This is a genomic window from Pseudomonas sp. SDO524_S393, assembly GCF_054071875.1.
In genome coordinates this window covers 1-24393 of the sequence record NZ_JBSVVZ010000059.1, presented here as the reverse complement: position 1 = coordinate 24393, position 24393 = coordinate 1, and the positions used below count along the sequence as shown (strand labels likewise).

The 24393-nt window shown below is 61.8% G+C and carries 15 protein-coding genes; 12 read left to right on the top strand and 3 right to left on the bottom strand.

The genetic code is table 11. The features are described from left to right. Window positions 1-10: 10 nt before the first annotated feature. Window positions 11-4540: a DUF4329 domain-containing protein gene (locus ACW9IB_RS22535; protein WP_457415587.1), complete on the bottom strand. Its 4530-nt coding sequence runs from the start codon at window positions 4538-4540 to the stop codon at window positions 11-13. Between the two features lie 262 nt (window positions 4541-4802). On the opposite strand from ACW9IB_RS22535, the gene urtA reads away from it, so the two are divergent. From urtA to ureC, 11 genes are all read left to right on the top strand, one after another. Next, a complete protein-coding gene (urtA, locus tag ACW9IB_RS22530; RefSeq protein ID WP_457415586.1) occupies window positions 4803-6068 on the top strand; it encodes an urea ABC transporter substrate-binding protein in 1266 nt (421 codons plus the stop codon). A 140-nt stretch (window positions 6069-6208) separates the two neighbouring features. Next, window positions 6209-7711 (top strand): urea ABC transporter permease subunit UrtB, encoded by a 1503-nt coding sequence (gene urtB / locus ACW9IB_RS22525; protein ID WP_457415585.1) that lies wholly within the window; start codon window positions 6209-6211, stop codon window positions 7709-7711. A 53-nt stretch (window positions 7712-7764) separates the two neighbouring features. Next, window positions 7765-8778, top strand: coding sequence for an urea ABC transporter permease subunit UrtC (gene urtC, locus ACW9IB_RS22520; protein ID WP_457415603.1), 1014 nt, complete (start codon window positions 7765-7767; stop codon window positions 8776-8778). 8 nt (window positions 8779-8786) lie between these two features. Then, window positions 8787-9608: an urea ABC transporter ATP-binding protein UrtD gene (gene urtD, locus ACW9IB_RS22515; RefSeq protein WP_457368415.1), complete on the top strand. Its 822-nt coding sequence runs from the start codon at window positions 8787-8789 to the stop codon at window positions 9606-9608. A 64-nt stretch (window positions 9609-9672) separates the two neighbouring features. Further along, window positions 9673-10371: an urea ABC transporter ATP-binding subunit UrtE gene (urtE, locus tag ACW9IB_RS22510; protein ID WP_457368416.1), complete on the top strand. Its 699-nt coding sequence runs from the start codon at window positions 9673-9675 to the stop codon at window positions 10369-10371. A 31-nt stretch (window positions 10372-10402) separates the two neighbouring features. Then, window positions 10403-11242: an urease accessory protein UreD gene (locus ACW9IB_RS22505; protein WP_457415584.1), complete on the top strand. Its 840-nt coding sequence runs from the start codon at window positions 10403-10405 to the stop codon at window positions 11240-11242. A 93-nt stretch (window positions 11243-11335) separates the two neighbouring features. Then, the gene (gene ureA, locus ACW9IB_RS22500) at window positions 11336-11638 is read left to right on the top strand and encodes an urease subunit gamma (RefSeq protein ID WP_003171437.1); all 303 of its coding nucleotides are present in this window, start codon (window positions 11336-11338) and stop codon (window positions 11636-11638) included. 9 nt (window positions 11639-11647) lie between these two features. Continuing rightward, the gene (locus ACW9IB_RS22495) at window positions 11648-12160 is read left to right on the top strand and encodes an N-acetyltransferase family protein (protein WP_457368418.1); all 513 of its coding nucleotides are present in this window, start codon (window positions 11648-11650) and stop codon (window positions 12158-12160) included. Window positions 12161-12165: 5 nt separating this feature from the next. Then, window positions 12166-12699 (top strand): GNAT family N-acetyltransferase, encoded by a 534-nt coding sequence (locus ACW9IB_RS22490; protein WP_457415583.1) that lies wholly within the window; start codon window positions 12166-12168, stop codon window positions 12697-12699. Then, window positions 12696-13001: an urease subunit beta gene (locus ACW9IB_RS22485; protein WP_457415582.1), complete on the top strand. Its 306-nt coding sequence runs from the start codon at window positions 12696-12698 to the stop codon at window positions 12999-13001. The genes ACW9IB_RS22490 and ACW9IB_RS22485 overlap by 4 nt, the downstream gene beginning before the upstream one ends. A gap of 133 nt (window positions 13002-13134) precedes the next feature. Next, entirely contained in the window at window positions 13135-14835 is a 1701-nt protein-coding gene (gene ureC, locus ACW9IB_RS22480; protein WP_457415581.1) for an urease subunit alpha, read from the top strand. Window positions 14836-14865: 30 nt separating this feature from the next. On the opposite strand, the gene ACW9IB_RS22475 is transcribed toward ureC, so the two are convergent. Together ACW9IB_RS22475 and ACW9IB_RS22470 are read right to left on the bottom strand one after the other, a co-directional pair. Beyond that, window positions 14866-21789, bottom strand: coding sequence for an NEL-type E3 ubiquitin ligase domain-containing protein (locus ACW9IB_RS22475; RefSeq protein ID WP_457415580.1), 6924 nt, complete (start codon window positions 21787-21789; stop codon window positions 14866-14868). Between the two features lie 81 nt (window positions 21790-21870). After that, complete coding sequence (locus ACW9IB_RS22470) at window positions 21871-22806, bottom strand: DnaJ C-terminal domain-containing protein (protein ID WP_457368423.1); 936 nt, start codon at window positions 22804-22806, stop codon at window positions 21871-21873. Window positions 22807-23045: 239 nt separating this feature from the next. On the opposite strand from ACW9IB_RS22470, the gene ACW9IB_RS22465 reads away from it, so the two are divergent. Beyond that, entirely contained in the window at window positions 23046-24314 is a 1269-nt protein-coding gene (locus ACW9IB_RS22465) for an Hsp70 family protein (protein WP_457415579.1), read from the top strand. The last annotated feature ends 79 nt before the right edge of the window (window positions 24315-24393 follow it).

Sequence of the window (24393 nt, the reverse complement as noted above, 5' to 3'; positions counted from 1 at the left end):
AGCGAACAGGTCACAGCTCATCTCTGTCCGGCCGATAGGTCGTGTGACCTGGCAGTTTCAGATCGCTGCTCACCAGTGTACGGATCGTCCAGAACGCTCCATGGCGCAGTACCCGGAACTGACCGAGTCGCGCCAGCTCAGAGAGAACATGCGAAGGCGTCGGTGCGAAGAGCGTATACCCCCCCTCGGCGGTCCATCTGCCGCTGCCCGTCAACAGGTTGGCCTCGTCTTGGCCAAAGGTCGGGGTGTAGCTCAACAAGGCGCCGTCCCGCGCTGTCAGGTAAAAACCCGTAATGGGTAATTTCTGGTTTTTCAGCGTGTAAAGGTAAAAACCCAACTCGCGCCATGACACGAAATACTCCGCATAGGAGCGCTCAACACCGTTTTGCGTCTGGTCCAGCCCCGCGTGAAACAACAGGTGGGCAGCACTGACCTGATAGCCCGCGGGCCATTGCGTCGATACGGTGGTAAACAGGCGCGCGGCGGCACTCGACGGGAAACCGTCGTCGGCAAACGCCAGGACGGGCACATGACTGTTATCCAGGTTTTTTTCAAGCAGCGCACTGATCGACTGTTGGCCTGTAAACACACCCGCTCGGTCATGGACGAATCCCGCGGCATCATCGCGATGCGCGAACACGGGCCCCAGTGCCCATTGGTTATGCCCCGCAGGCAATGTGCCGCGAGACCGCCCCGGCTGCCACTGCGTATCCACCACGCCAATGCCCGCCCAATTCTCGCTGGGCACCAGGATGCTCAACTCACCGGCTGCCGCCATACGCCGAATGTAATCCCCCGGGCTGAGCTCAAGCCTCTTTAATCGGTTGTCATCCCTGTACTCGATAAAGCGGCTATTGCGCACAACGAACTTCAGCAACGCGCCGTCGGCACACGACAGATAAAGTGGCATCGCCGCACGGTTCGCCGTGGCATGCACCTGATACATCGCCTGTATCACGCGCGACGGGAGAATCAGCCCGCGATAAATGGAGTCCTGGGTCACGATATGGCCACCAGGTTGGATATCACCCCATTGCAGCCCGCACAAATACATACCCGCCATTTGATAACGATCGGGGTAGCCGTCATCGGCAAACACGCGTCGATGCGCCAGCTCTGATCCGCCTTCGGTCACCGGCAGCGTCGCCACAAAACGTCCGTTACCGGTCGACTGGAGCACATAGCCAAACTGAGCCTGCTCCCTTGCCCCCGCCAGCTCATGGGCATAACGCGCAGCGTCGTCTGCCTGGGCATGCAGCGGGCTGAACGCCGGGTCGACAGTGGCCTGGAGGTAGCGTCGCCCCCTCAATGCGAGCGTGGCAAAGGGTCGCCACCCCGCGACAGGACCAGGCGCGCCCCACATCTTACTGCCGGCTACCACTTGCAATTCAAAGGTGTTGCTTGCCCGCCTGACATACTCGTCGGGTGCCAGCTCCCCCTTGCGTATCTGGCGCTCAAGCGTCCCGTTGAGCCAATCACGACGATTGCTAGGCCGCATGATGAGCTCAGCGGTTGAAATCTGCGGGCGCTTCAAATCCGGGCGAGCCTTCAGCCGCACCAATGCACCGTCGGGCGCCAACAGGTAGTGGGCGTAACGTGAATGATCAACGGAGAGCGCCTGGGCCAACAGGCGAGTGGAAAACATATTGCCGTACACCGCCGATTGAACCGGTGAGAGCAGAAATGGCCATTGCATCGCAGGCCTGGAGTGATAGGTGCCTGCCACCGTTGTGCGCGTCGGATAAAGCCCACGCGTCACCATTTCATCCGGAAAGATGCGTTTGATATCGAACACTTCATCCGGCACACGCACAGGTTCGCTGGCGATAAAACCCCCGTCGTCCCTGCGCAAAATCACGCCACCATAGGATTGCTCAAGGTCAGGCGTGACACGGCGACGGATGTACTGCGCCGCATCATCCACAGACAGGAACACCGGGCTGAGTCGACCTCGCTGCAAGTTTTCATAGGGTACCCACAATCCCCCAACGTTGCCTGTGAGGCCCCAGCAACGGCTGGCCTGAACCACTCGCAAATGCCCGCCGGAAGCCACCCTGCGCACGAACTGAAGGGGCTGCAATGTGCCGATATCCAGCTTGGCCCGAATGCTGTCCAGTGCATCGGCCTCTGTACTTCGCTCAAAGATCCCTTGCGTGGACGGCGACTGGTAACACAACAGGGCCCCCTCCGGTGGGGCAATGTACACCGGCGCACCGCGCGGCGGCTGCAGGGTCTCGGCCCGCGCCTGGGTAATCGCCTCACTCAAGTCCTCAGGCTCGATGAACACCTGCTTCAACCAAGTGGCCGAGCCATTTCCGACAAACTGGTTGGCGTAATACAGGCTGTGGCACTCGAAGCCTTCGGGCAATTGGGCGCCATACAGACTCTTGAGGGACAGCAGGGGTGATTTGGCCGTCACCGGGATCAGCTCACTGGCAACGTATTCCTCCCGGCTTTCGTGCTTGAGGATGAAAGCAAAGTAACGGCTGACAAAATGCTGCGCGTGATCCAACGGGTCGCGTCGATGCAGGTCGTTGGCGGCGTCGTCCGCACGCCTGAAAATGGGTCCATGGCTGACCGTCATTGGGCGCTGGAACTCAAGTGCGCGCACCCAGGGCCCCCAGTCCACCTCGACAAAGTCGGCTGGCCCCCACAGCGCGTTGCCGATGACCACCTTTAACTTGCCCGATTCGGCCAGCGTCCTGACGACATCGGCGGGTTTGGTCGTACCGTCACGCAAGCTTTTTGCCTGTGCACTCACGCCATCAACAGACTCAACCATCCATTGCTTGCGCCAATCCGAGGAGGTGAACGACGGGGCGCACGCAATCAGGCTATCCTCGGCACCGGACAGATAACCCACCAGCTCCGTGCGCAAGAGGTCCTCCACATCCTGCGGATGAAACATCTGCGCCCCCAGCTCTGCCTCCTGTCGGGTCCATTTGAACCGAGCAATATAGGCCGGGTCGGTCAGCGACAGTGCCACCCGCGATGCATAACGCGCATGCAGGCTATGTCCGGCGTGCAGGATAATCGGATTGCCCTGGCGGTCGACCGGGTAGAGCCCGTTGAAAGCAAAGGGCCGAGGCCCGGCGAGGACCGGCTCGGTCACGACAAAGCGTCCGTCGGCACGCTTGAGGATCATCCCGCCGAGTACCTGCTCGCGCCGCTTACCGATATTTCCATGAACAAAACGCGCCGCGTCGTCGGCTGACAAGAACGCATTGCTCAAGGACGGCAGGGTAAACCGGGAATAGGGCAACCAATGTTCATCGACCACGCCCATGCGATCCCACAGTGCACTGGTTTTTTCGACCGTCAGCTCGCCGGCAGCTGCTACCTGTCGCACGAAGTCGCGCGTCAGCATCGAGCCATCGAGCAACGCGGCTTGTTGACCGTTGTCGGACACCTGGCCATCTTGCGCCTGGGTGAAGAGCTGGGACTCTAGCGCCGAGCCGGAGAAGCGATAGCGCAATACCGCCTCGTCCCGCAGGCGGATATACAACGATGCGCCCAGAATGGATTGCGGTCCCTGACCGTACTGACGAAACCGCACGATGTGCTGAGCAAGCTCCAGCGGGCTGATGAAGTTTTTATACAGCCAGCTTTCCAGCGTGGGGTATTGAACAGGCAGTGGCCGAGAGTGAACGTAAATACCGTACAGGTGGTAGCCAACGGGAAACCTGGGCAAGTCTTTCACCGCGTCATCGAGCGGGTCGGGGTCACGCGCGAAATAGGCCACCTCTGTATCGGCCTCCAAAATCAATACCTGCTGGCGCACATTGGGTGTTCGCTGGACCTGCGACGCAGCCTGCGCCAGTGCACGCGGTACGTCCGGGAACACCGGCCATGGTTTGTAGGGTTCCCAATCAGCCGGAACCTTGCCCACGGATCCGCCCCAATAAGGGCTGCCGAGCAAAAAGACCAGACGCCCTACCGACGCCAGCTTCTTGTAAAAACCCTCCAGCGTTCCATCGTGGGCATCCGGGGAGTCGAAGCTACCATCGGTCGCCAGCCATCGGTAATAGTTAGCGGCCGCAGGCGACTCATCGAACTGAAACGCGAGCAGCGTACCGGCAGGGCCTGACAGATAAGCGGTGTTGAACTGACGGCGGTTCTGATAACTGAACAGCACGTCTTCTGAAGAATAAAAATCCAGGAAGGCCGTGACCTGGTGCGCGGTCCATTTGGGATTACGGCGGGCAGTCTGCGCAGCGCTATTGGGGTGCGTATGCCAGCTGGCAACGATCTGATACCCCTCCGGCTCAAGGTAAGCCGTATTGCCCGCATTGTTGTCGAGCAAAAGATTGAAGTTGAACACGGTCGGCCGGTCCGAAATCGGCTCAGTGCCGACGAAAAGCCCGTCGACTGAACGCCGCAGAATCACGCTGCCGTACTCCACCTGCAGATTCTGGCCTACCCGACCATGGAGGTAGCGCGCCACTTCATCCGCGCTTTTGAAGGCGGGACTCAGCGTGCCGAGTTTGGCGTGACCGCGCGCCAGGGTTGCGCGTTTTTCGCGCAGGGGTTGATCGTCCATGATGACTCCTTGGAACATATTTGAATGTTCCATCATCCTGAACACCCTCTGATTCAGAGGGCGCTACATAGTTAACCGCTCCTCGCACCAAGACAGTGCCCCACCCTTTTCAGCCCACCGATCCGGCGCCGATTCAGTGCGCGCCGACGGCATCCACGGCCTGTGCGCGCCTTGAATACGGCCCTCGGCAAAGCAGGCACAGCCCTTGCAATCGCCCTCCCATCTGTCCAACAACAACACTTGGGTTCTCGGAGATCGCACCATGAAGCGTCGCAGCTTGATCAAGGCTTTCACTCTTTCGGCATCCATTGCCGCCATGGGCATGACCTGGACCGTACAGGCCGCCGAGACCATCAAGGTCGGCATCCTGCACTCGCTGTCCGGCACCATGGCCATCTCCGAAACGTCGCTCAAAGACATGGCGCTGATGACCATCGACGAGATCAACGCCAAGGGCGGTGTGAACGGCAAGATGCTGGAACCTGTGGTGGTGGACCCGGCGTCCAACTGGCCGTTGTTCGCTGAAAAGGGCCGCCAGCTGCTGACCCAGGACAAGGTGGCTGTGGTGTTCGGCTGCTGGACCTCGGTGTCGCGCAAATCGGTGTTGCCGGTGTTCGAAGAGCTCAACGGCCTGCTGTTCTACCCGGTGCAGTACGAAGGTGAAGAGATGTCGCCGAACGTGTTCTACACCGGCGCGGCGCCCAACCAGCAAGCGATCCCGGCGGTGGAATACCTGATGAGCGAAGAAGGCGGCAGCGCCAAGCGCTTCTTCCTGCTGGGGACCGACTATGTGTACCCGCGCACCACCAACAAGATCCTGCGTTCGTTCCTGCACTCCAAAGGCGTCGCCGATAAAGACATCGAAGAGGTCTACACCCCGTTCGGCCATTCCGACTACCAGACCATCGTCGCCAACATCAAGAAGTTCTCCGCCGGCGGCAAAACCGCGGTGATTTCCACCGTGAACGGCGACTCCAACGTGCCGTTCTACAAAGAGCTGGCCAACCAGGGCCTGAAGGCGACCGAAGTACCCGTGGTGGCGTTCTCGGTGGGTGAAGAAGAACTGCGCGGTATCGACACCAAACCGCTGGTGGGCAACCTCGCCGCCTGGAACTACTTCCAGTCGGTGGAGAACCCGGTGAACAAGAAATTCGTCGCCGACTGGAAGGCCTATGCCAAGGCCCACAACCTGCCGGGCGCGGACAAGGCCGTGACCAACGACCCGATGGAAGCCACCTACGTGGGCATCCACATGTGGGCGCAGGCGGCGGAGAAAGCCAAGTCCACCGACGTCGACAAAGTACGTGAAGCCCTGGCCGGCCAGACCTTCGCCGCGCCGTCGGGCTTCACCCTGACCATGGACAAGACCAACCACCACCTGCACAAGCCGGTGATGATCGGCGAGATCCAGGCCGACGGGCAGTTCTCGGTGGTGTGGCAGACCCAGGAGCCGATCCGTGCCCAGCCGTGGAGCCCGTACATCCCGGGTAACGACAAGAAGCCGGATTACGCCGTCAAGAGCAACTGATCCGAGGGGTGCCGGCACTTGAGGCCGACACAATCCCTGTGGGAGCTGGCTTGCCTGCGATGCAGACGACTCGGTGTATCTGATACACCGCTATCGCAGGCAAGCCAGCTCCCACATTAGTTCGAGCAAGGCCCAAGAATATGCCCACTGCCCTGTACCGCTTCATCCTCACGGCCCTGCTTGTGCTGCCCTTCGCCGCACACGCCAGCGACGCCGACGACTTCCTGTCCGCCAACCCCGCCCAACAAGCCAAGCTGCTCCAGGACTGGGCCGCCCAGCCGGATCCTGCGCGCATCGAGTTGGTGGACGCCCTGCAACAAGGCCAACTCACGGTCAACGGTGAAACCAAAACCGTGCGCCTGAACAACCGCCTGCGCGGCCTGATCGACAACGTACGGGCCAGCCAGCAACTGCTCGCCGCCGACCCGAAAGTTCGCCTGGCCGCTGCACAAGTTCTGCAAAAAAGCGCACAACCTGCGCAGCTCAAATTCCTCGACCAGCAGGTCGCCAGCGAAACCAACGAGGACGTGCACACCGCCCTCAGCCTGGCCCTGGCCAATCTGCAACTGGTCGACCCCGACCCCGTGGTGCGCCTCGCCGCCGTGCGCCTGCTCGGCAATACCGGCGACCCGCTGGCCCGCACGCGCCTTGAAGCGCTGCTGGCCCCTGGCGTTGAGACCGATACCGCCGTGCACACCGCCGCCGAAACCAGCCTGGCCCAGGTCAAGCGCAAACTGATATTCGGCGAGATCCTCGGCCAGGCCTTCAGCGGCATGTCCCTGGGCTCGATCCTGTTGCTGGCGGCCCTGGGCCTGGCGATCACCTTCGGCTTGCTCGGGGTGATCAACATGGCCCACGGCGAGATGCTGATGCTCGGCGCCTATTCCACCTATGCGGTGCAGTTGCTGATGCAGCGCTACATGCCCGCGGCCATCGAGTTCTACCCGTTGATCGCACTGCCGGTCGCGTTCTTCGTGACCGCCGCCATCGGCATGGCACTGGAGCGCACGGTGATTCGCCATCTGTATGGCCGCCCCCTGGAAACCCTGTTGGCCACCTGGGGCATCAGCCTGATGCTGATCCAGTTGGTGCGCCTGGTGTTCGGTGCGCAGAACGTTGAAGTGTCGAACCCCGCGTGGCTTTCCGGCGGCATCCAGGTGCTGCCCAACCTGGTGCTGCCGTACAACCGCATCGTGATCATCGCGTTTGCGCTGTGCGTGGTGGTGCTGACCTGGCTGCTGCTGAACAAGACCCGCCTGGGCCTCAACGTGCGCGCCGTCACCCAGAACCGCAACATGGCCGCCTGCTGCGGCGTGCCCACCGGGCGCGTGGACATGCTCGCCTTCGGCCTCGGCTCCGGCATCGCAGGACTGGGCGGCGTAGCGCTGAGCCAGATCGGCAACGTCGGCCCGGACCTCGGCCAGAGCTACATCATCGACTCGTTCCTGGTGGTGGTGCTCGGCGGTGTCGGCCAGTTGGCCGGTAGCGTCATGGCGGCGTTCGGCCTGGGCATCGCCAACAAGATTCTCGAACCGCAGATCGGTGCCGTGCTCGGCAAGATCCTGATCCTCGCGCTGATCATTCTGTTTATCCAGAAACGCCCGCAAGGACTCTTCGCACTGAAAGGACGGGTGATCGACTGATGAACCAACCATTGATGCTGACGGCCACGCAAAAGGCCGGCCCCAAGGTAACGATGGCCGTGGGCGTGGCGGTCCTCGTCGTGCTGCTCACGTTGCCGTTGCTTTCGCTGCTGCCGGCGGACAGCGCCCTGCATGTTTCGGCCTACACCCTGACACTGGTGGGCAAGATCCTCTGCTACGCCATCGTCGCCCTGGCCCTGGACCTGGTGTGGGGTTATGCGGGCATGTTGTCCCTCGGCCACGGCCTGTTCTTCGCGCTGGGTGGTTATGCGATGGGCATGTACCTGATGCGCCAGGCTTCCGGCGATGAACTGCCGGCGTTCATGACCTTCCTCTCATGGACTGAATTGCCGTGGTATTGGGCGGGCACCGAGCATTTCCTCTGGGCCCTGTGCCTGGTGGTATTGGCCCCGGGTGTGCTGGCGCTGGTGTTCGGCTTCTTCGCGTTTCGCTCACGGATCAAGGGCGTGTATTTCTCGATCATGACCCAGGCGCTGACCTTCGCCGGAATGTTGCTGTTCTTTCGCAACGAGACGGGGTTTGGCGGTAACAACGGCTTCACCAACTTTCGCAGCATCCTCGGCTTCGGCATCACCGAGCCCGGCACGCGGGCGGTGTTGTTCGTGGCCACGGTGCTGTTGCTGGTGGCCAGCCTGTACATCGGCTGGCGCCTGGCGAAGAGCAAGTTCGGTCGCGTGCTGACCGCATTGCGCGATGCCGAGAACCGCCTGATGTTCTGCGGCTACGATCCGCGCGGTTTCAAGTTGTTCGTGTGGGTATTGAGCGCGGTGCTGTGCGGCTTGGCCGGGGCGTTGTATGTGCCGCAGGTGGGCATCATCAACCCCAGCGAAATGTCCCCGACCAACTCCATCGAAGCCGCCGTATGGGTGGCCCTGGGCGGGCGCGGCACGCTGATCGGCCCGTTGCTCGGCGCGGGGGTGGTGAACGGCATGAAGAGCTGGTTCACCGTGGCCTTCCCGGAATACTGGCTGTTCTTCCTGGGAGCGCTGTTCATCATCGTCACCCTGTACCTGCCCAAGGGCATCATCGGGCTGCTGAAGAAGTGAGGAACGTCATGCTTGAACCCCTTTTCGACGCCGGCAGCGGCCGCGATGCCATCGGCATCGGCCAGGCCGCCGGCAAGGGCCTCAATACCCGTCACGGCACGATTTTGACCCTGGAAGACATCAGCGTCAGCTTCGACGGTTTCAAGGCGCTCAACGACTTGAACCTGTATATCGGCGTCGGCGAGCTGCGTTGCATCATCGGCCCCAACGGCGCAGGCAAGACCACGCTGATGGACGTGATCACCGGCAAGACCCGCCCCAGCCACGGCAAGGCCTGGTTTGGCGAAACCCTCGACTTGACGAGCATGAGCGAAGTGCAGATCGCCCAGGCCGGCATCGGCCGCAAGTTCCAGAAGCCCACGGTGTTCGAAGCGCTGAGCGTGTTCGAAAACCTGGAGCTGGCGCAGAAAACCGACAAATCCGTGTGGGCCAGCCTGCGTGCGCGCTTGAGTGGCGAACAGAAAGACCGCATCGACGAAGTGCTCGACACCATCCGCCTGACCACGTCGGTACAGCGCCAGGCGGGTTTGCTGTCCCACGGCCAGAAGCAGTTCCTGGAGATCGGCATGCTGCTGATGCAGGACCCGCAACTGTTGCTGCTGGACGAACCGGTGGCGGGCATGACGGACGCCGAAACCGAGTTTACGGCTGAACTGTTCAAGCGCCTGGCGGGCAAGCATTCGCTGATGGTGGTGGAACACGACATGGGCTTTGTCGGCTCGATTGCCGACCACGTGACCGTGTTGCACCAGGGCAGCGTGCTGGCGGAGGGTTCGCTGGAACAGGTGCAGGAAAACGAGCGGGTGATCGAGGTGTACCTCGGTCGCTAACCCAGCCACAGCCAGCTCCCACAGTTGATCCGGTTCCAGTCAGGGAATTGAGGAGAATTTGAACATGCTGCAAGTCGACAAACTGCACCAGTACTACGGCGGGAGCCACATCCTGCGCGGGCTGAGCTTTGACGTGAAGGTCGGCGAAGTCACCTGTTTGCTTGGCCGTAATGGCGTGGGCAAGACTACCCTGCTCAAGTGCTTGATGGGTTTGCTGCCGGCCAAAGAAGGCGCGGTGAACTGGGAAGGCAAGACCATCACCGCGCTCAAGCCGCACCAGCGCGTGCACGCCGGCATCGCCTACGTGCCCCAGGGCCGGGAGATTTTCGGGCGGCTGACGGTGGAAGAAAACCTGCTGATGGGCCTTTCACGCTTCCCCGGTTCCGAGGCCAAAGAAGTGCCGGCGTTTATCTACGAGCTGTTCCCGGTGTTGCTGCAAATGAAACATCGCCGTGGCGGCGACCTGTCCGGCGGCCAGCAACAGCAGTTGGCAATTGGCCGCGCCCTGGCCAGCCGCCCGCGGCTGTTGATTCTCGATGAGCCCACCGAAGGGATCCAACCGTCTGTGATCAAGGAGATCGGCGCGGTGATCAAGAAGCTCGCTGCCCGGGGCGATATGGCCATTTTGCTGGTGGAGCAATTCTATGATTTCGCCGCCGAACTGGCGGACCAGTACCTGGTGATGTCACGGGGTGAAATCGTGCAGCAGGGCAAAGGTGAAAATATGGAAAGCGAGGGTGTCAGAGGCCTCGTTACCATCTAATCTGTAGCGTCCTGACGATAAGCACCTTGCCATGAACCTGCCCGTTACCCCTGCCCTGTTCACCCCCAGCTGGCATGCCGAGCTGGAACTGGGTTATGCGCGCTTCGGCGACACCACACGCCCGGTCATGCGTCGCCACCTCGGCCCCCTGCGGGTGCAAAAACACCTGTACGCCGAAGGCCCCGAGGTGTGTCAGCACATCATCGTGCACCCGCCTGGCGGGATTGCCGGCGGGGACCGCCTGGACATCAGCGCCCATGTCGCCGAAGGTGCCTGGGCGCAATTGACCAGCCCCGGCGCGGCCAAGTGGTACCGCGCCAAGAGCCCTGCGTTCCAACAGGTGGAGCTCACCGTTGAAGCCGGTGCCACCCTGGAATGGCTGCCCCAGGAAACCATCGTGTTCAGTGCCGCACAGGCCGAGCTCACCACGCGCATCGAGCTCAAGGGGGATGCGCGCCTGTTCTACTGGGATGTCGTCGCCCTGGGTCGGCCCGCCAGTGACGAGCGCTTCGACCTCGGCCACTTTCAATCGCATCTGGATATTCGCCGTGACGGCCAGTTGCTCTGGCATGAGCGCCAGCGCATTGCAGGCGCCGACGGTTTGCTCGACTCGCCCATCGGCCTGGACGGGCACCCGGTGTTTGCCACGCTGCTGCTGACCGCCGAGATTGCCCCTGAATTACTGGAAGACTGCCGCGCCCTGCCCCATGGAGTGCGCGGTGACCTGACCCAACTGCCCGGCCTGCTGGTTGCCCGTTGCCTGGCCAGTGAAGCGCTGCATGCACGGGCCTGGTTGATTGATTTATGGAAGTTGCTACGCCCTGCCGTACTGGGCCGAGAAGCTGTTCCACCCCGAATCTGGAGCACATGAAGATCTAAATGTGGAATCTGCCCCCCACACAAAGCGGCTTTCACATTGAATCTCTGGTGTATTTGAGAATGTATTTATGAAGGACCTTGAACCATGGACCTGACCCCACGGGAAAAAGACAAACTGCTGATCTTCACCGCCGGCCTCGTCGCCGAACGCCGCCTGGCACGCGGTGTGAAGCTCAACTACCCGGAAACCATCGCCTACATCTCCGCGGCCTTGATGGAAGGCGCACGCGATGGCCGCACCGTGGCCGACCTGATGCACTACGGCACCACCCTGCTCAGTCGCGAGCAGGTGATGGAAGGCATTCCGGAAATGATCCCGGACATCCAGGTGGAAGCCACGTTTCCCGATGGCACCAAGCTGGTCACCGTCCACCAACCGATCGCGTGAGGCCCGAGCATGATTCGTGACGCAACCCAAAGCGATCTGCCGGCGATCCGCGACATCTACAACGACGCGGTGCTCAACACCACGGCGATCTGGAACGAACAACCCGTCGACCTGGGCAACCGCCAAGCCTGGTTCAGTGCGCGCCATGCCCAGGGCTATCCGATCCTGGTCTCGGTGGAAAACGATGAAGTCACCGGCTACGCCTCTTTTGGTGACTGGCGGCCTTTCGAAGGTTTTCGCTACAGCGTCGAACACTCGGTGTACGTGCGCAGCAACCAGCGCGGCAAGGGCCTGGGCCCGCGCCTGATGGAGGCGTTGATCGAACGCGCGCGCAGCGGCGGTAAACATGTGATGGTCGCCGCCATCGAAAGCGGCAACCTGGCCTCGATCCGCCTGCACGAGCGCCTGGGGTTCATCACCACCGGGCAAATGCCCCAAGTGGGTATCAAGTTCGGCCGCTGGCTGGACCTGACCTTTATGCAATTGGCCTTGAACCCGGGCGCCGAACCGCCCAAGGAGTGACGTCGATGAGTGCTGCGCAACTGCGTCGGGTCAATGCTGAAAGCTTTGCCCACTATCGGTCGGGCTTGATCGAGCTGCTGCTGGACGCAGTCAGGCACGGCGCCTCCGTCGGTTTCATGGCCGACTTCGACGACGCCCAGGCCCGCGAGTATTTGCACGGCGTACAGGCAAGCATCAAAGACGCCAGCCTGTTGCTATGGGTGGTGGTGCGCGATGAACAGGTGATCGCCAGCGTGCAATTGGCGCTGTGCCAGAAAGCCAATGGCCTTAACCGCGCCGAGGTGCAAAAGCTGCTGGTGCACAGCAGCGCACGTCGCCATGGGCTGGGCCAGCAATTGATGAACACCCTGGAACTCGCCGCGCGCCAGCACCAGCGCGGCCTGCTGTACCTGGACACCGAGGCCGGCTCACCGGCCGAAGCCTTCTACCAGTCGTTGCGCTATATCAAGGTCGGTGAACTGCCCGACTACTGCCAAAGCCCGGACGGGCGCTACAGCCCGACCGCCATCTACTTCAAGACCCTGGGGCAACCTGCATGATTCCTGGCGAATATCAGATCCAGCCTGGCGAGATCGAACTCAACGCGGGCCGCCGCACCGTCACCCTGAGCGTGGCCAACAGCGGCGACCGACCGATCCAGGTGGGCTCGCATTATCATTTTTTCGAGACCAACGACGCGCTGACCTTTGACCGTACAGCCAGCCGGGGCATGCGCCTGAATATCCCGGCGGGGACGGCGGTGCGCTTCGAGCCGGGGCAGAGTCGCGAGGTGGAGTTGGTGGATTTGAGCGGCGGGCGCCGGGTGTTCGGCTTTGCCGGGCGGATCATGGGCGACCTTTAGGGCCTCTTCGCAGGCAAGCCAGCTCCCACATTGGGAATGTATTCACAATTCAACCTGTGGGAGCGGCGGTGCGACGATTCGACTTGCCCGCGATAGCGATCTCACATTCAACAAACATCTTCAGGGCAACCACATGAAAATCAGCCGCCAAGCCTACGCCGACATGTACGGCCCCACCGTCGGTGACAAGGTCCGCCTGGCCGACACCGAGCTGTTCGTCGAAGTGGAAAAAGACTTCACGATCTACGGCGAAGAAGTGAAATTCGGCGGCGGCAAGGTCATCCGCGATGGCCAGGGCCAAAGCCAGTTACTCGCCCATGAAGTGGTCGACACCCTGATCACCAACGCGCTGATCATCGACCACTGGGGCATCGTCAAGGCCGACGTCGGCCTGAAGAACGGTCGCATCCACGCCATCGGCAAGGCCGGCAACCCGGATGTGCAGCCCGGCGTGACCATGGCCATCGGCGCCAGCACCGAGGTAATTGCCGGCGAGGGCATGATCCTCACCGCAGGCGGTATCGACACCCATGTGCATTTCATCTGCCCACAACAGATCGAAGAAGCGCTGACCAGCGGCGTCACCACCATGATCGGCGGCGGCACCGGGCCGGCCACCGGTACCAATGCCACCACCTGCACCTCAGGGCCCTGGCACCTGGCGCGCATGCTCCAGGCCAGCGATTCGTTCCCGATGAACATCGGTTTCACCGGCAAGGGCAACGCCAGCTTGCCGGAGCCGCTGATCGAACAGGTCAAGGCCGGCGCCATCGGTTTGAAGCTGCACGAAGACTGGGGCACCACGCCGGCCAGCATCGACAACTGCCTGGGCGTGGCCGACGAGTACGACGTGCAGGTGGCGATCCACAGCGACACCCTCAACGAGTCCGGTTTTGTCGAAGCCACCCTGGCCGCGCTCAAGGGCCGTACCATCCACACCTACCACACCGAAGGGGCCGGTGGCGGTCACGCGCCGGACATCATCAAGGCCTGCGGTTTCCCCAACGTCTTGCCGAGTTCGACCAACCCGACGCGCCCGTTTACCCGCAACACCATCGACGAACACCTCGACATGCTGATGGTCTGCCACCACCTCGATCCGAGCATCGCCGAAGACGTGGCCTTCGCCGAAAGCCGCATCCGCCGCGAGACCATTGCCGCCGAAGATATCCTGCACGACCTCGGCGCGTTCTCCATGATCAGTTCCGACAGCCAGGCCATGGGCCGCGTAGGCGAAGTGATCACCCGCACCTGGCAAACCGCCGACAAAATGAAAAAACAGCGCGGCGCCCTGCCCGGTGACGGCGCAGGCAACGACAACTTCCGCGTCAAGCGCTACATCGCCAAGTACACCATCAACCCGGCGATCACCCACGGCGTGAGCCATATCGTCGGCTCCATCGAAGTCGGCAAATGGGCCGACCTGGTGCTGTGGCGCCCGGCCTTCTTTGGTATCAAGCCGACACTGATCCTCAAGGGCGGCGCGATTGCCTCCAGCCTGATGGGCGACATCAACGGCTCGATCCCCACGCCGCAACCGGTGCACTACCGTCCCATGTTCGCCAGCTTCGGCAGTTCATTGCACGCCACCAGCCTGACCTTTATCAGCCAGGCCGCCCAGGACGCCGGAGTGCCCGAAGCCCTGGGGTTGAAAAAACAGATCGCCGTGGTCAAGGGTTGCCGCGCAGTGCAGAAAACCGACCTGATCCACAACGATTACCTGCCGGATATCGAGGTCGACCCGCAGACCTATCAGGTCAAGGCCGACGGGGTGTTGCTGTGGTGCGAGCCGGCGGAGGTGTTGCCGATGGCCCAGCGGTATTTCCTGTTCTGAGCCCTGCGGGGCGATTAAACGGGCACAAGATCATCTGGCGTTGGGGGGCTGCTCGGCGACTTCCCGACGTGACAGGGCGATCAGTTTTTCATTGCGCGCCGTGGACAACTCGATATCCAGCATGGTCGCAGCTTCGGCGTATTGCTGGTCGATCTGCGGATGGGCGATTTCCAACGCCTCGCGCTTTTGCGATTTGACGCGTTCCAGCTCGGCGAACTCGGCGGGGTACTTTTCCTCAAGATAAGCAGCCCAGTAATCGACGTTAATCAAGTACTCATAAAACGCCTCGGAGCTTTCCGCCGCACGCACGGCCTCCAGCGCCTGGCTCTGCTCTGCGCCGCGCAGGGGCCTGCCGAACTTCATGTACGCCGGCTGCCCCGGCAAGTCCAACGCATCACGCAGGCCGATACGGTATTCCAGGCGCACTTCGGCCGCGTCCATGCCCGGACTGGCTTCCTGGCTGGCCAAGGCTTCAACCTTGTCGAGGCGGAACAGCTGACGCGCCAGCTTCAACAGGGCCGGGCCTTTCTGATCCAAGCGCGTGGGGTCGATGCGTTGTAAGGCATCATGTTCGAAAACCTTGATCTCCAGGTTGCTGAAGGTGAGCATGCGCCCGTCAACGCAGGTGCCGTGGGTGCTGGACATGGCAAACACGGTGCCGCGCAACTCGGCATCATCGTTGACGGCGTCCATCACCCTCCAGACCCGGTGAGTCAGATCGGCACGCGCCAGTCGGTATTCCTCGGTGTCTTGCAGGCGTTCGAGCAGGTGGAAGAATGCCGCATTGCCCGGTTCTCTCAGCAATTGCGCCCACCGTTCACGACGAAGATTCTGCTCGTCGACCGGCACGCTACCCAACCAACCACCCACCTGTTCATCCACCGGCGGCGGTTCGGGCAGTTCCTCATCGGACTCCACGGCCTCTGCGTCGCTTTGCGGGCTGTCGTCCAGCAACTCCTCGATCTCACGACGGCTCAGTCCTAGAGTCGCGGGACGCTCTGTATCAGCAGCGTACGCCTGTAAGCGCTCCAGGCTGTCGCGTGACAATTCAATGTTGTCGGACAGGTCGACGCCCTCCATCAATTGATCATGAGTTCCGTCGAGAGCCTCGGAGGGTATGGACTCGATGTTGTTGTTGCGCAGGTCCAGGGTACGCAGGGCGCTCGACTGCAACACTGCGTCGGGCCACTCCTCCAAGCGGTTGCTGCTGATATCCAGGGTTTGCAGGCGCGATAGACCGTCGACGCTGAAAACATCCAGCTGATTCTGGCTCACGTCCAGCCACTGCAGGTTGGGGTATCGCGCCAGGGTGGCACACAACCCGTCACCCTCGGCGAGCAGGTTCCCCGCCAGCTCCAGGCGTTCCAGGTGCGCCATGCCTGCAACCCCTCGGGGCAATTCGCTCAACGCATTGTTATTGAGTACCAGCGTCCGAACACGGGGAAACGCTTCGAAGAAACCTTCGGAGCCAGTCTCGGAAAGCAGCACACCCGCGGCGTTCAAGGTTTCAATGTGCCCGAATGCGTCGGGAAGCCGGGGCAGATCGCCCAATTGCAAGCCTTCCAGTTCGAGGCTTCGTAGCGGTTCGACAGCGCGCACGCACAACCCCTCGCGCCAGGCGCCAACGATCCGCAGAGCCGCCTGCCGGCGGATCTGGGCGTTCACCACCCACGTTGAGCCACGGGCTTCACGGGTGAACAGCCAGCCATTGAGCTGGCGCACCAGTGCCTCGAACTGGCCACTCCACCCATCGAGCCGGGTATGCAACTGTTGCTCGCTCACCCCTTCGTCGGCCATCCGTGTGGCCCAGCGCTGCAGCTCGTCAGCCTGAAGTTCAGGCCATAGGCGCAACACGCGTTGCTGCGGCGAGCTGCTCGCCGCTTGCGGAGCGGGCAAGGGCAATAAGTGATGGGTCAATGAACCGCCGGTTTCCTGAGGTGGAAACCGCTCGGGAACGGGCTCCAGGCCAAAACGCTCCAGGGTGCCTGCCGGCAGCCCCTGGTTCAGTTCCACCCGCTGCATGGCCGCAGCCCAGTGCGAGCTGGCCGCCTCGGTCAACGGTGTGCCAAGCAGGTTGGTGCTCAGGACGGCCGCGTCATCGGCCAGCACCCCCTGCGGCACTTGGGTGATGTGGCTGCCGCGCAAATCAAGCCATTCCAGTGCAGGCAAATTCTCCCAACCCAAGGGCCAAGCCGACAGGCTGGTGTGGCTCAACCCCAGCGTACGCAGGTGGACCATCGCGCCGACATCCAGACCTTCAAGCGGATTGTGGCTCAGGTCCAGATGTTCCAGCCCCGCCCAATCACCTGCATCCAAAGGCAGGTCGGCGAGGCTGCAATCCCCCAGGTTCAGAGCGCGCAGGCCGCTGAAGCCACTCACAAAACCCGGCAAAGTCTGCGCGGGCAAACGGGCACCTTTGAAGTTCAGCGATTGCACATGCTCGAAACCCTGTTGGGGCATCGGGGGGAACTCGCTGATTCGCACGCGGGGCAACTCCAGGTCTGCCGAATACTGCCGCGCGCCATAGCGCTTGAGCAAACCCTGGTACCAACTGCGTTTGAGATCGCCTGCCATGTTATTGCGCTGTATGACTTCCATGGATACGCCGTTGGTAACCCAGGCTTCCAGGGGTTGCACAAAAAGATCGTGCTGCGCCGTCAACGCCTCAATAGCCGACCAGCGCGCCGCGGCATCGGGCCAAAGCTGGAGGAACAGCGGCTGCAACTCTCCGGCCTGGCCGAGCAGCGGCGGGAAATAAGTACCACCGCTGTCCAGCCGGGCCAGGCGCTGCAACTGGCCCTTGCAATAGCCACTGACCATTTCTTCCTGGTCCAGCAGATGCACAGGCTGACTGCGGACATAGTCATAGGCTTGGCGGAAGTCTTCCCGTGCAAACCATGACCAGTCCAGGGACAAGCCTGACCACAGGCGCTCGTGCCCCGGTTCGTATAGACGCGCTGGCAAACTGCTGATGGCGGTACCTTTAAGGTCCAAACGCTCCAGCAGCGGCAGGTCCAGAACCCCGGTGGGCAGTCCTGCCTGATAGCTTCGGCTTATCTTCAAATCGCGCAGTTGCTGCATCTGGCTGACATCCAATACATGCCCAGGGGGCACGGCGCCATCCAAGTGCAGCTCAGTCAGCCCGGTGAGCGTTGACAGTCGTGCAGTTTGCTCGGCGTCGAAGGCGAAGTTCGAAGCGATATGCAGCCGTGACACCTTCGGCACCTTGGCAAGCGCCGCAGGCACGGTGCGCAACTGCGGGTGGGTGACGATGACTGTCAGCTCCTGCACCTCGGCGAAATACCCGAGCACCTGCTCGATATTGGTGTCGCTGATGCCGCGCCCGCCGATACTCAGGCTGCGCACATGGGAAAAGTCCGCGTCCAGGGGCGGCAGTGGCTCGTCCAGGAAAAGATTCAGGTCCCCCAAACGTGGCAATTCCGCCAGGGGCGATGCCCTCCAGCAATCTTTGATGGCCTGCGCCGCTTGCCGTCGTCCGTTGATTTCTGATAACGCATCACGGCGTGGCTGCGGGGGCTGCTCAAGCACCCATTGACCGAGGGTTGCCTCAAGGCTTTGCCACTCGCGCAGACGGTTGTTGAGCAAGTTGAAAATCTGCTGCTCGCTGTCACCGGCCACCATCCGCTGCAAGATAAAACCATTGACCTGACCGTCGGTGAGTTGCGGGTAAACGTCACGCACCCGGCTTTCCAGCAGAGGTGCGTGAAATTGGCCGCCGCCACTGGCGGGGTAACCGATCAACTGTGCAGAAATGCGTTGCGGGGGCTTGAACCAGCGCTTTTTCCTCGTACCACCGTCGACAATGGCTCGGGATTCGGGCCGCTGGCGTACCGCCTGGTCAATGATTGCCCGGCGCAATTGCGCGCTCTGCGCCACCTGCGGAACACCGAGGGCCTGGCGTGAACCATCGGGCAACGCGTGCATGATCGACGCGTAGAAGTTGTCACCCTGGCGCGGCAGGCTGTTGAGCGCCTCGCCACGCTCGTTGAATGCCTGGAACATCGGGCCACTCTTGACCACATATTTGCGCTGGGTGGCGGAGTCGCTGCCGATGGCCTCCAGCAACCGCCCACCGATGTGCCCCTCGCGCAGCTCCAGACGCACAGCGTCGGACCAACCCGGCAGCCTGGCCAGGGTGTGCAGGGCCAGGCGCTTGCTGGCGGCTGAGGCCAGATTTTCCATATGTAACCCGGCAATGGCATGACCCAGCTGATTCTGTTGCACATGCCAGCGTGCCTGCTCCTGCAGGCGCAGCGGTACGCGACCGGTGGCACGCAGGTCAGCCAGTTGCTGCGCGTCAGCGTCGGCCAGCACCGCCTCGGCGCCCGACTCGCCAAGCCCTGGATACAACCGCTGCAGCTTTGTCACCTGCGGGTCTTTGCTGGCATTGCCACGGTAAAGACTTTCAAACAACGCCGGCTGACGCGTGCGCGCATGGTCGGCGATCTGCTTTCTGAATTCCTGGACACGATTTTCCCTCACCCGGGCCGGCTCGCCGCCCAGCAGTTGGGTGACTTCAGATTCATCCAGCGCCGCCAGGATCCGATCCGGCAATTGACTGCCCAGTACGTCTGCACGGGTTATGCGGATAGGCGGTTTGTACGGGGCTCCCGGATAAAGCCGCTCAGCACCATACTTGATCGATGCCCCTGTCAGCTGCGGCCCGTCAAACACTTGCAGCACGCGGCCCCGGGGCCAGCGCGGCATCTCGGTCACCAAGGGCAATACGTAGAGGTAATGCTCGTCCACGGCCTGGCCGGTCTCGACCTGTTCGATCACCCGCGCCACCCTCTGATCCGCTTCGAACAGGCGCAGGGTGTCTGCGAGGACCGCTGGTGGCGGCGCGTTGTCCAGGTGCATCTTGCGCAATTGCGCATCACCGACACCGCTGATGTCGGCGATGCTTAGCAATTGCTCGTCGTTAAAAGCCTCAGTGACATGCCCCATGCGCCGCAACAAGGTGAGACGGTCCCAGGTTTGCGGACGCTCAAGTGTGTGTCGCCAGGCACCGGCACCGTTGTGACTGAGAGGCGGTGCGTACGCGCGGCCATCGGTAGGATGCTGGATACGCCAACGCTGCGCTGCTTCATCAAAGGTTTTTTCATAGACTTTGCCGGCTTGGCGTATGTAGGTTTTACCATTGACCTGAAATTGCCCCGAGGCATTGGGCCGTGCACCTTCAGGCAAAGTAACGGGGCTTTCATAGGTGCTGAGGTCGGGTTTCCACAACCGGGTTTTGCCGTCTGCCGACACCACGGGCTCCAGCGCTTCGATCACCGGCTCGGGCTTGACCGCCGTCAGTTTGGCCAGGCCTTTTCCCGCCCCCGTCATGACCGCGAGCAGTGCGATATTTTCTGCCACATCGAGCAAATGCGCCTTGGCGGCCTTGCGGTTGCCTTCACTCCACTCAATGGCGCCCTCAACCGTTTCGTACAGCAGTTGGCCGACCATCACCACCATCATGACTTCGCCCAACACGGGCACCAGCATCGCCACTGCATTGAGCACCAGCATGCCGATATTGAGAAGGCGTGAGAACTTTTCCGAACGCACCCTGGCATCCACATCGGCGGTAGGAACCGCGTGGCTGCGTGCGTCGGCGATCAGTTGCTCACGATGGCGATCGAACAGGTAGTCCCATAGGTCGGTATTTTCCGCCCACAGTCGGTTGCCGGGGCGCGACAGCGCTTTGGGATCAAGGTAGGGATCGTCGTTAGGCTCCTGGGGGGGTTGCCTGGCGGGAGGAGCCCCCTTGATCTCGGTGAACAGCCTGAACGGGTTACCGCCTTCGCTGATCTGTTTAAGCAAAGTGGCAAAGGGCATCAGCAGATCGTCGACTACCGTACCGGAGACATCTTGCGTGAACTGGCTGAAGTAATCCGGTCGGTCGGCATAGGCAACGAATTGACTGAAAAAACGCTGGTAAGTGCTGGGGCGGCCATCACCGGGTGATGACGCGTCGCGCGCGGTAAAACGCTGTTTGAACAGTCTTCGCAGGCTGGCCCAGGTATGGCGTTTGAGAGGCGCAAAGGGATCGTTGGGAATGTAGAGAATCACCTCGTCGCTGTAACCGTATGCCTCGCAGATAACAAACGCAATGCAGCCGGTCATGCGGTGGTTCATCAACGCGAGGTCGCGAAACCAGACCGGCTTGCCGCCAATCCGGGGGGCGGTCTCACCGTCGATGACTGATCGGATCATGCGGTAGTCGGCCTGCTCAATATCTTTGTTCAGCAGCGCCAACTGAGCGGCGGCACCCAGGGCTCCCTTTTGTGCGCTCGTGAAGGTCGAGCGCAGTGTTGCCAGCGCCTCGGCGTCGTCCGAATAGAAAAACGCTTTCAGGTATGCCTGGTACTTCGCGCCAATATCCAACGAGCGACACAGCTCGATGAACTGCGCCACGCTCAACGACGTACTGATAGCGGCCTGCTGTCCTTGTGAGTCCTGGCCGATAAACCCGGAGGTATGATGGAAGGCCCCCGATTCGGCTTCGGCGGCTTCGAAGTTATGCAGTGCCGCTTGCAGCAAAGGAAGGCGCAGTGCCTCAAAGCTGGAAATCTCGATGTTCAATACGCCGAGCGCCACCGGTTTGACCAGCCGCAGCAGCGTCTTGTGCACATCCAGCTGCACGTTGAACTGGTCTTGCAATGCCTTGACCAGCAGGGGCTCGGCGAAGCTGTCGATGTCTTGCAGGGTCGCCACGGCCTGATCCAGTTGGGTCTGGGCAGTGAAACTGGCGACGGCGGCATCATTGAGGGCCTGACGTTGCGCCGGGGAGGCTTGGCGATACCAGTCGGGAACGGATGCTGGACTTTGCTTGAGCGCCTCACGTCGTTGCGGCGTGGCCTGGGTGACCCAGCCGGGCAGGGATTGTTCGATCAGCGGAGCATGCTGGCCGAGGGACGCGGGGGGAAGTTCAGGGTTAACGGGCATGGTGCCTCTCCTGTGAAATGGAGAGTCAGCACACCATGCCCGTGATTGCGTTCAGCGGTAGTTAGTTACTCGGCCGCGGGATCAGAAATTTTCCCGGGGATTGAACGCGGCTTTTTTCGCCAGTTCCTGCCACAGCGCAATCGTCGCGTCATCGGCGTGCTTGGGCATGACGGCCTTGAGTTGCACGTAGAGGAAACCGCGCTCCCCGGCCTTGTTCATCAAACCATGGCCCTTGGCGCGCATGCGCTGGCCGTTCTGGCTGCCGGCGGGCACCTTGAGGTTGATCTTGCCGGTCAGGGTCGGCACCGCCACTTCCGCGCCCAGCGCCAATTCCCAGGGGGCCAGCGGCAGGGTGATCACCAGGTTTTCGCCTTCCACTTCGAACTTCGAATGGGCGGCGAACTTGATGATCAGGTAAAGATCGCCATTGGCGCCACCGCCCACGCCGGGCGCGCCCTGGGCCTTGAGGCGGATGCGCTCGCCATCGGCCACGCCGGCGGGGATCTTCACGTTCAGGCTCTTGGTGGTGTTGGTGACGTGCCGGCCCGAGGCGTCATATTGCGGCACCTGGAAACTGATCTGCTTGGACTCGGTGGACAGCGTCTCTTCGAGCGACACCAGCAGTTGCATTTCCACGTCCTGGCCCTTGCGCGCGGCGCTACGGCGCTGGCCGCCACCGAAGCCGTCGCCACGGGAGCCGAAGATCGAGCTGAAGAAGTCCGAAAAGTCCTCGCCACCGCCGCCGCCAAAACCGCCACGGCTCTGCCAGCCCGGTGGTCCCTGGAACGGTTGGCCATGCTGGCCGTACTTGCGCAGTTCGTCGTACTCGGCACGCTTGTCGGCGCTCTTGAGCGCCTCGTAGGCTTCGGACGCGTCCTTGAACTTGGCTTCCGCGTCTTTTTCCTTGCTCACGTCCGGGTGGTATTTGCGCGCGAGCTTGCGGTACGCGGCCTTGATTGCCTTGTCGTCAGCCGTCGGCTCGACACCCAGAATCTTGTAGTAGTCTTTGAAATCCATCGGTGGTTCACCTTCCTCAATCGAGATCGCACAGCCCGAGGCACAACGTGCGCTGGATTGCACCTGTTGAGTCTTGTGGCCTGGGGGGTACGTCAACCTGTTATCGGCACTGGCCGTATGCACCTGATGTGGGGGCGAACTCTGTACTTTCAAGCGTGATTTAACGGATGGTCGGCCTACGCATCCGCCTTCGACTGACATACACTGCGCGGCCGTTTTTCGACCGGAACCCGATAGACATGAACAACCCATCCCCGGCCCGTGCCTGCGGTATCGACTTTGGCACGTCCAACTCCACTGTCGGCTGGATCCGCCCCGGCATGGAAACGCTGATCGCGTTGGAGGACGACAAGATCACCCTGCCGTCGGTGGTGTTCTTCAATATCGAGGAGCGCCGTCCGGTGTACGGTCGCCTGGCGCTGCACGAATACCTCGAAGGCTACGAAGGCCGGCTGATGCGCTCGCTCAAGAGCCTGCTGGGTTCCAAGTTGATCAAGCACGACACCAGCGTGCTGGGCACCGCGATGCCGTTCAAAGACTTGCTGGGCTTGTTCATCGGCCAGCTCAAGAGCCGCGCCGAGGCCGCCGCCAGCCGTGAGTTCGAAGAGGTGGTGCTGGGCCGCCCGGTATTTTTCGTCGACGACGACCCTTTGGCCGACCAGGAAGCCGAAGACACCCTGGCCCAGGTCGCACGCAAGCTGGGTTTCAAGGAAGTGTCGTTCCAGTACGAGCCGATTGCTGCGGCGTTCGACTACGAGTCCACCATCGACAAGGAAGAACTGGTACTGATCGTCGACATCGGCGGGGGCACCTCCGACTTCTCCCTGGTGCGCCTGTCTCCGGAGCGTCGCCAGCACGACAACCGCCACGAAGACATCCTCGCCACCGGCGGCGTGCACATCGGCGGGACCGACTTCGACAAACAGCTGTCGCTGTCGGGCCTGATGCCGCTGTTCGGTTACGGCAGCCGCATGAAAAGCGGCGCCTACATGCCCACCAGCCACCACATGAACCTGGCCACCTGGCACACCATCAACTCGGTGTACTCGCAGAAATCCCAGCTGGCCCTGGGCAGCATGCGCTACGACATCGAGGACACCGGCGGTATCGACCGGCTGTTCAAGCTCATCGAGCAGCGTGCCGGCCACTGGCTGGCCATGGAAGTGGAAGAAACCAAGATCCAGTTGACCCACGCAGACAGCCGCCATGTGGCGCTGGATCGTATCGAAGCCGGCCTGAGCGTGGACCTGAGCCGGGCACTGTTCGAGTCATCCATCGACAGCTTGCTGGAGCGTGTGCGCGGCAGCGTGGCGCAGTTGCTCACCGACGCTTCGGTCGGTGTGGAGCAGGTGGACACGGTGTTCTTTACCGGCGGTTCCAGCGGGATCCCGGCGTTGCGCCAGAGCGTGGCGGCGATGCTGCCGCAGGCGCGGCATGTGGAAGGCAATATCTTTGGCAGTATCGGCAGCGGGTTGGCGATCGAGGCCAGTAAGCGGTATGGCTACTGAGTTTAATCTGAAAAACTGGGGCGCCCCTATCGCGGGCAAGTCGAATCGTCGCACCGCCGGCTCCCACATTTGATCGCAT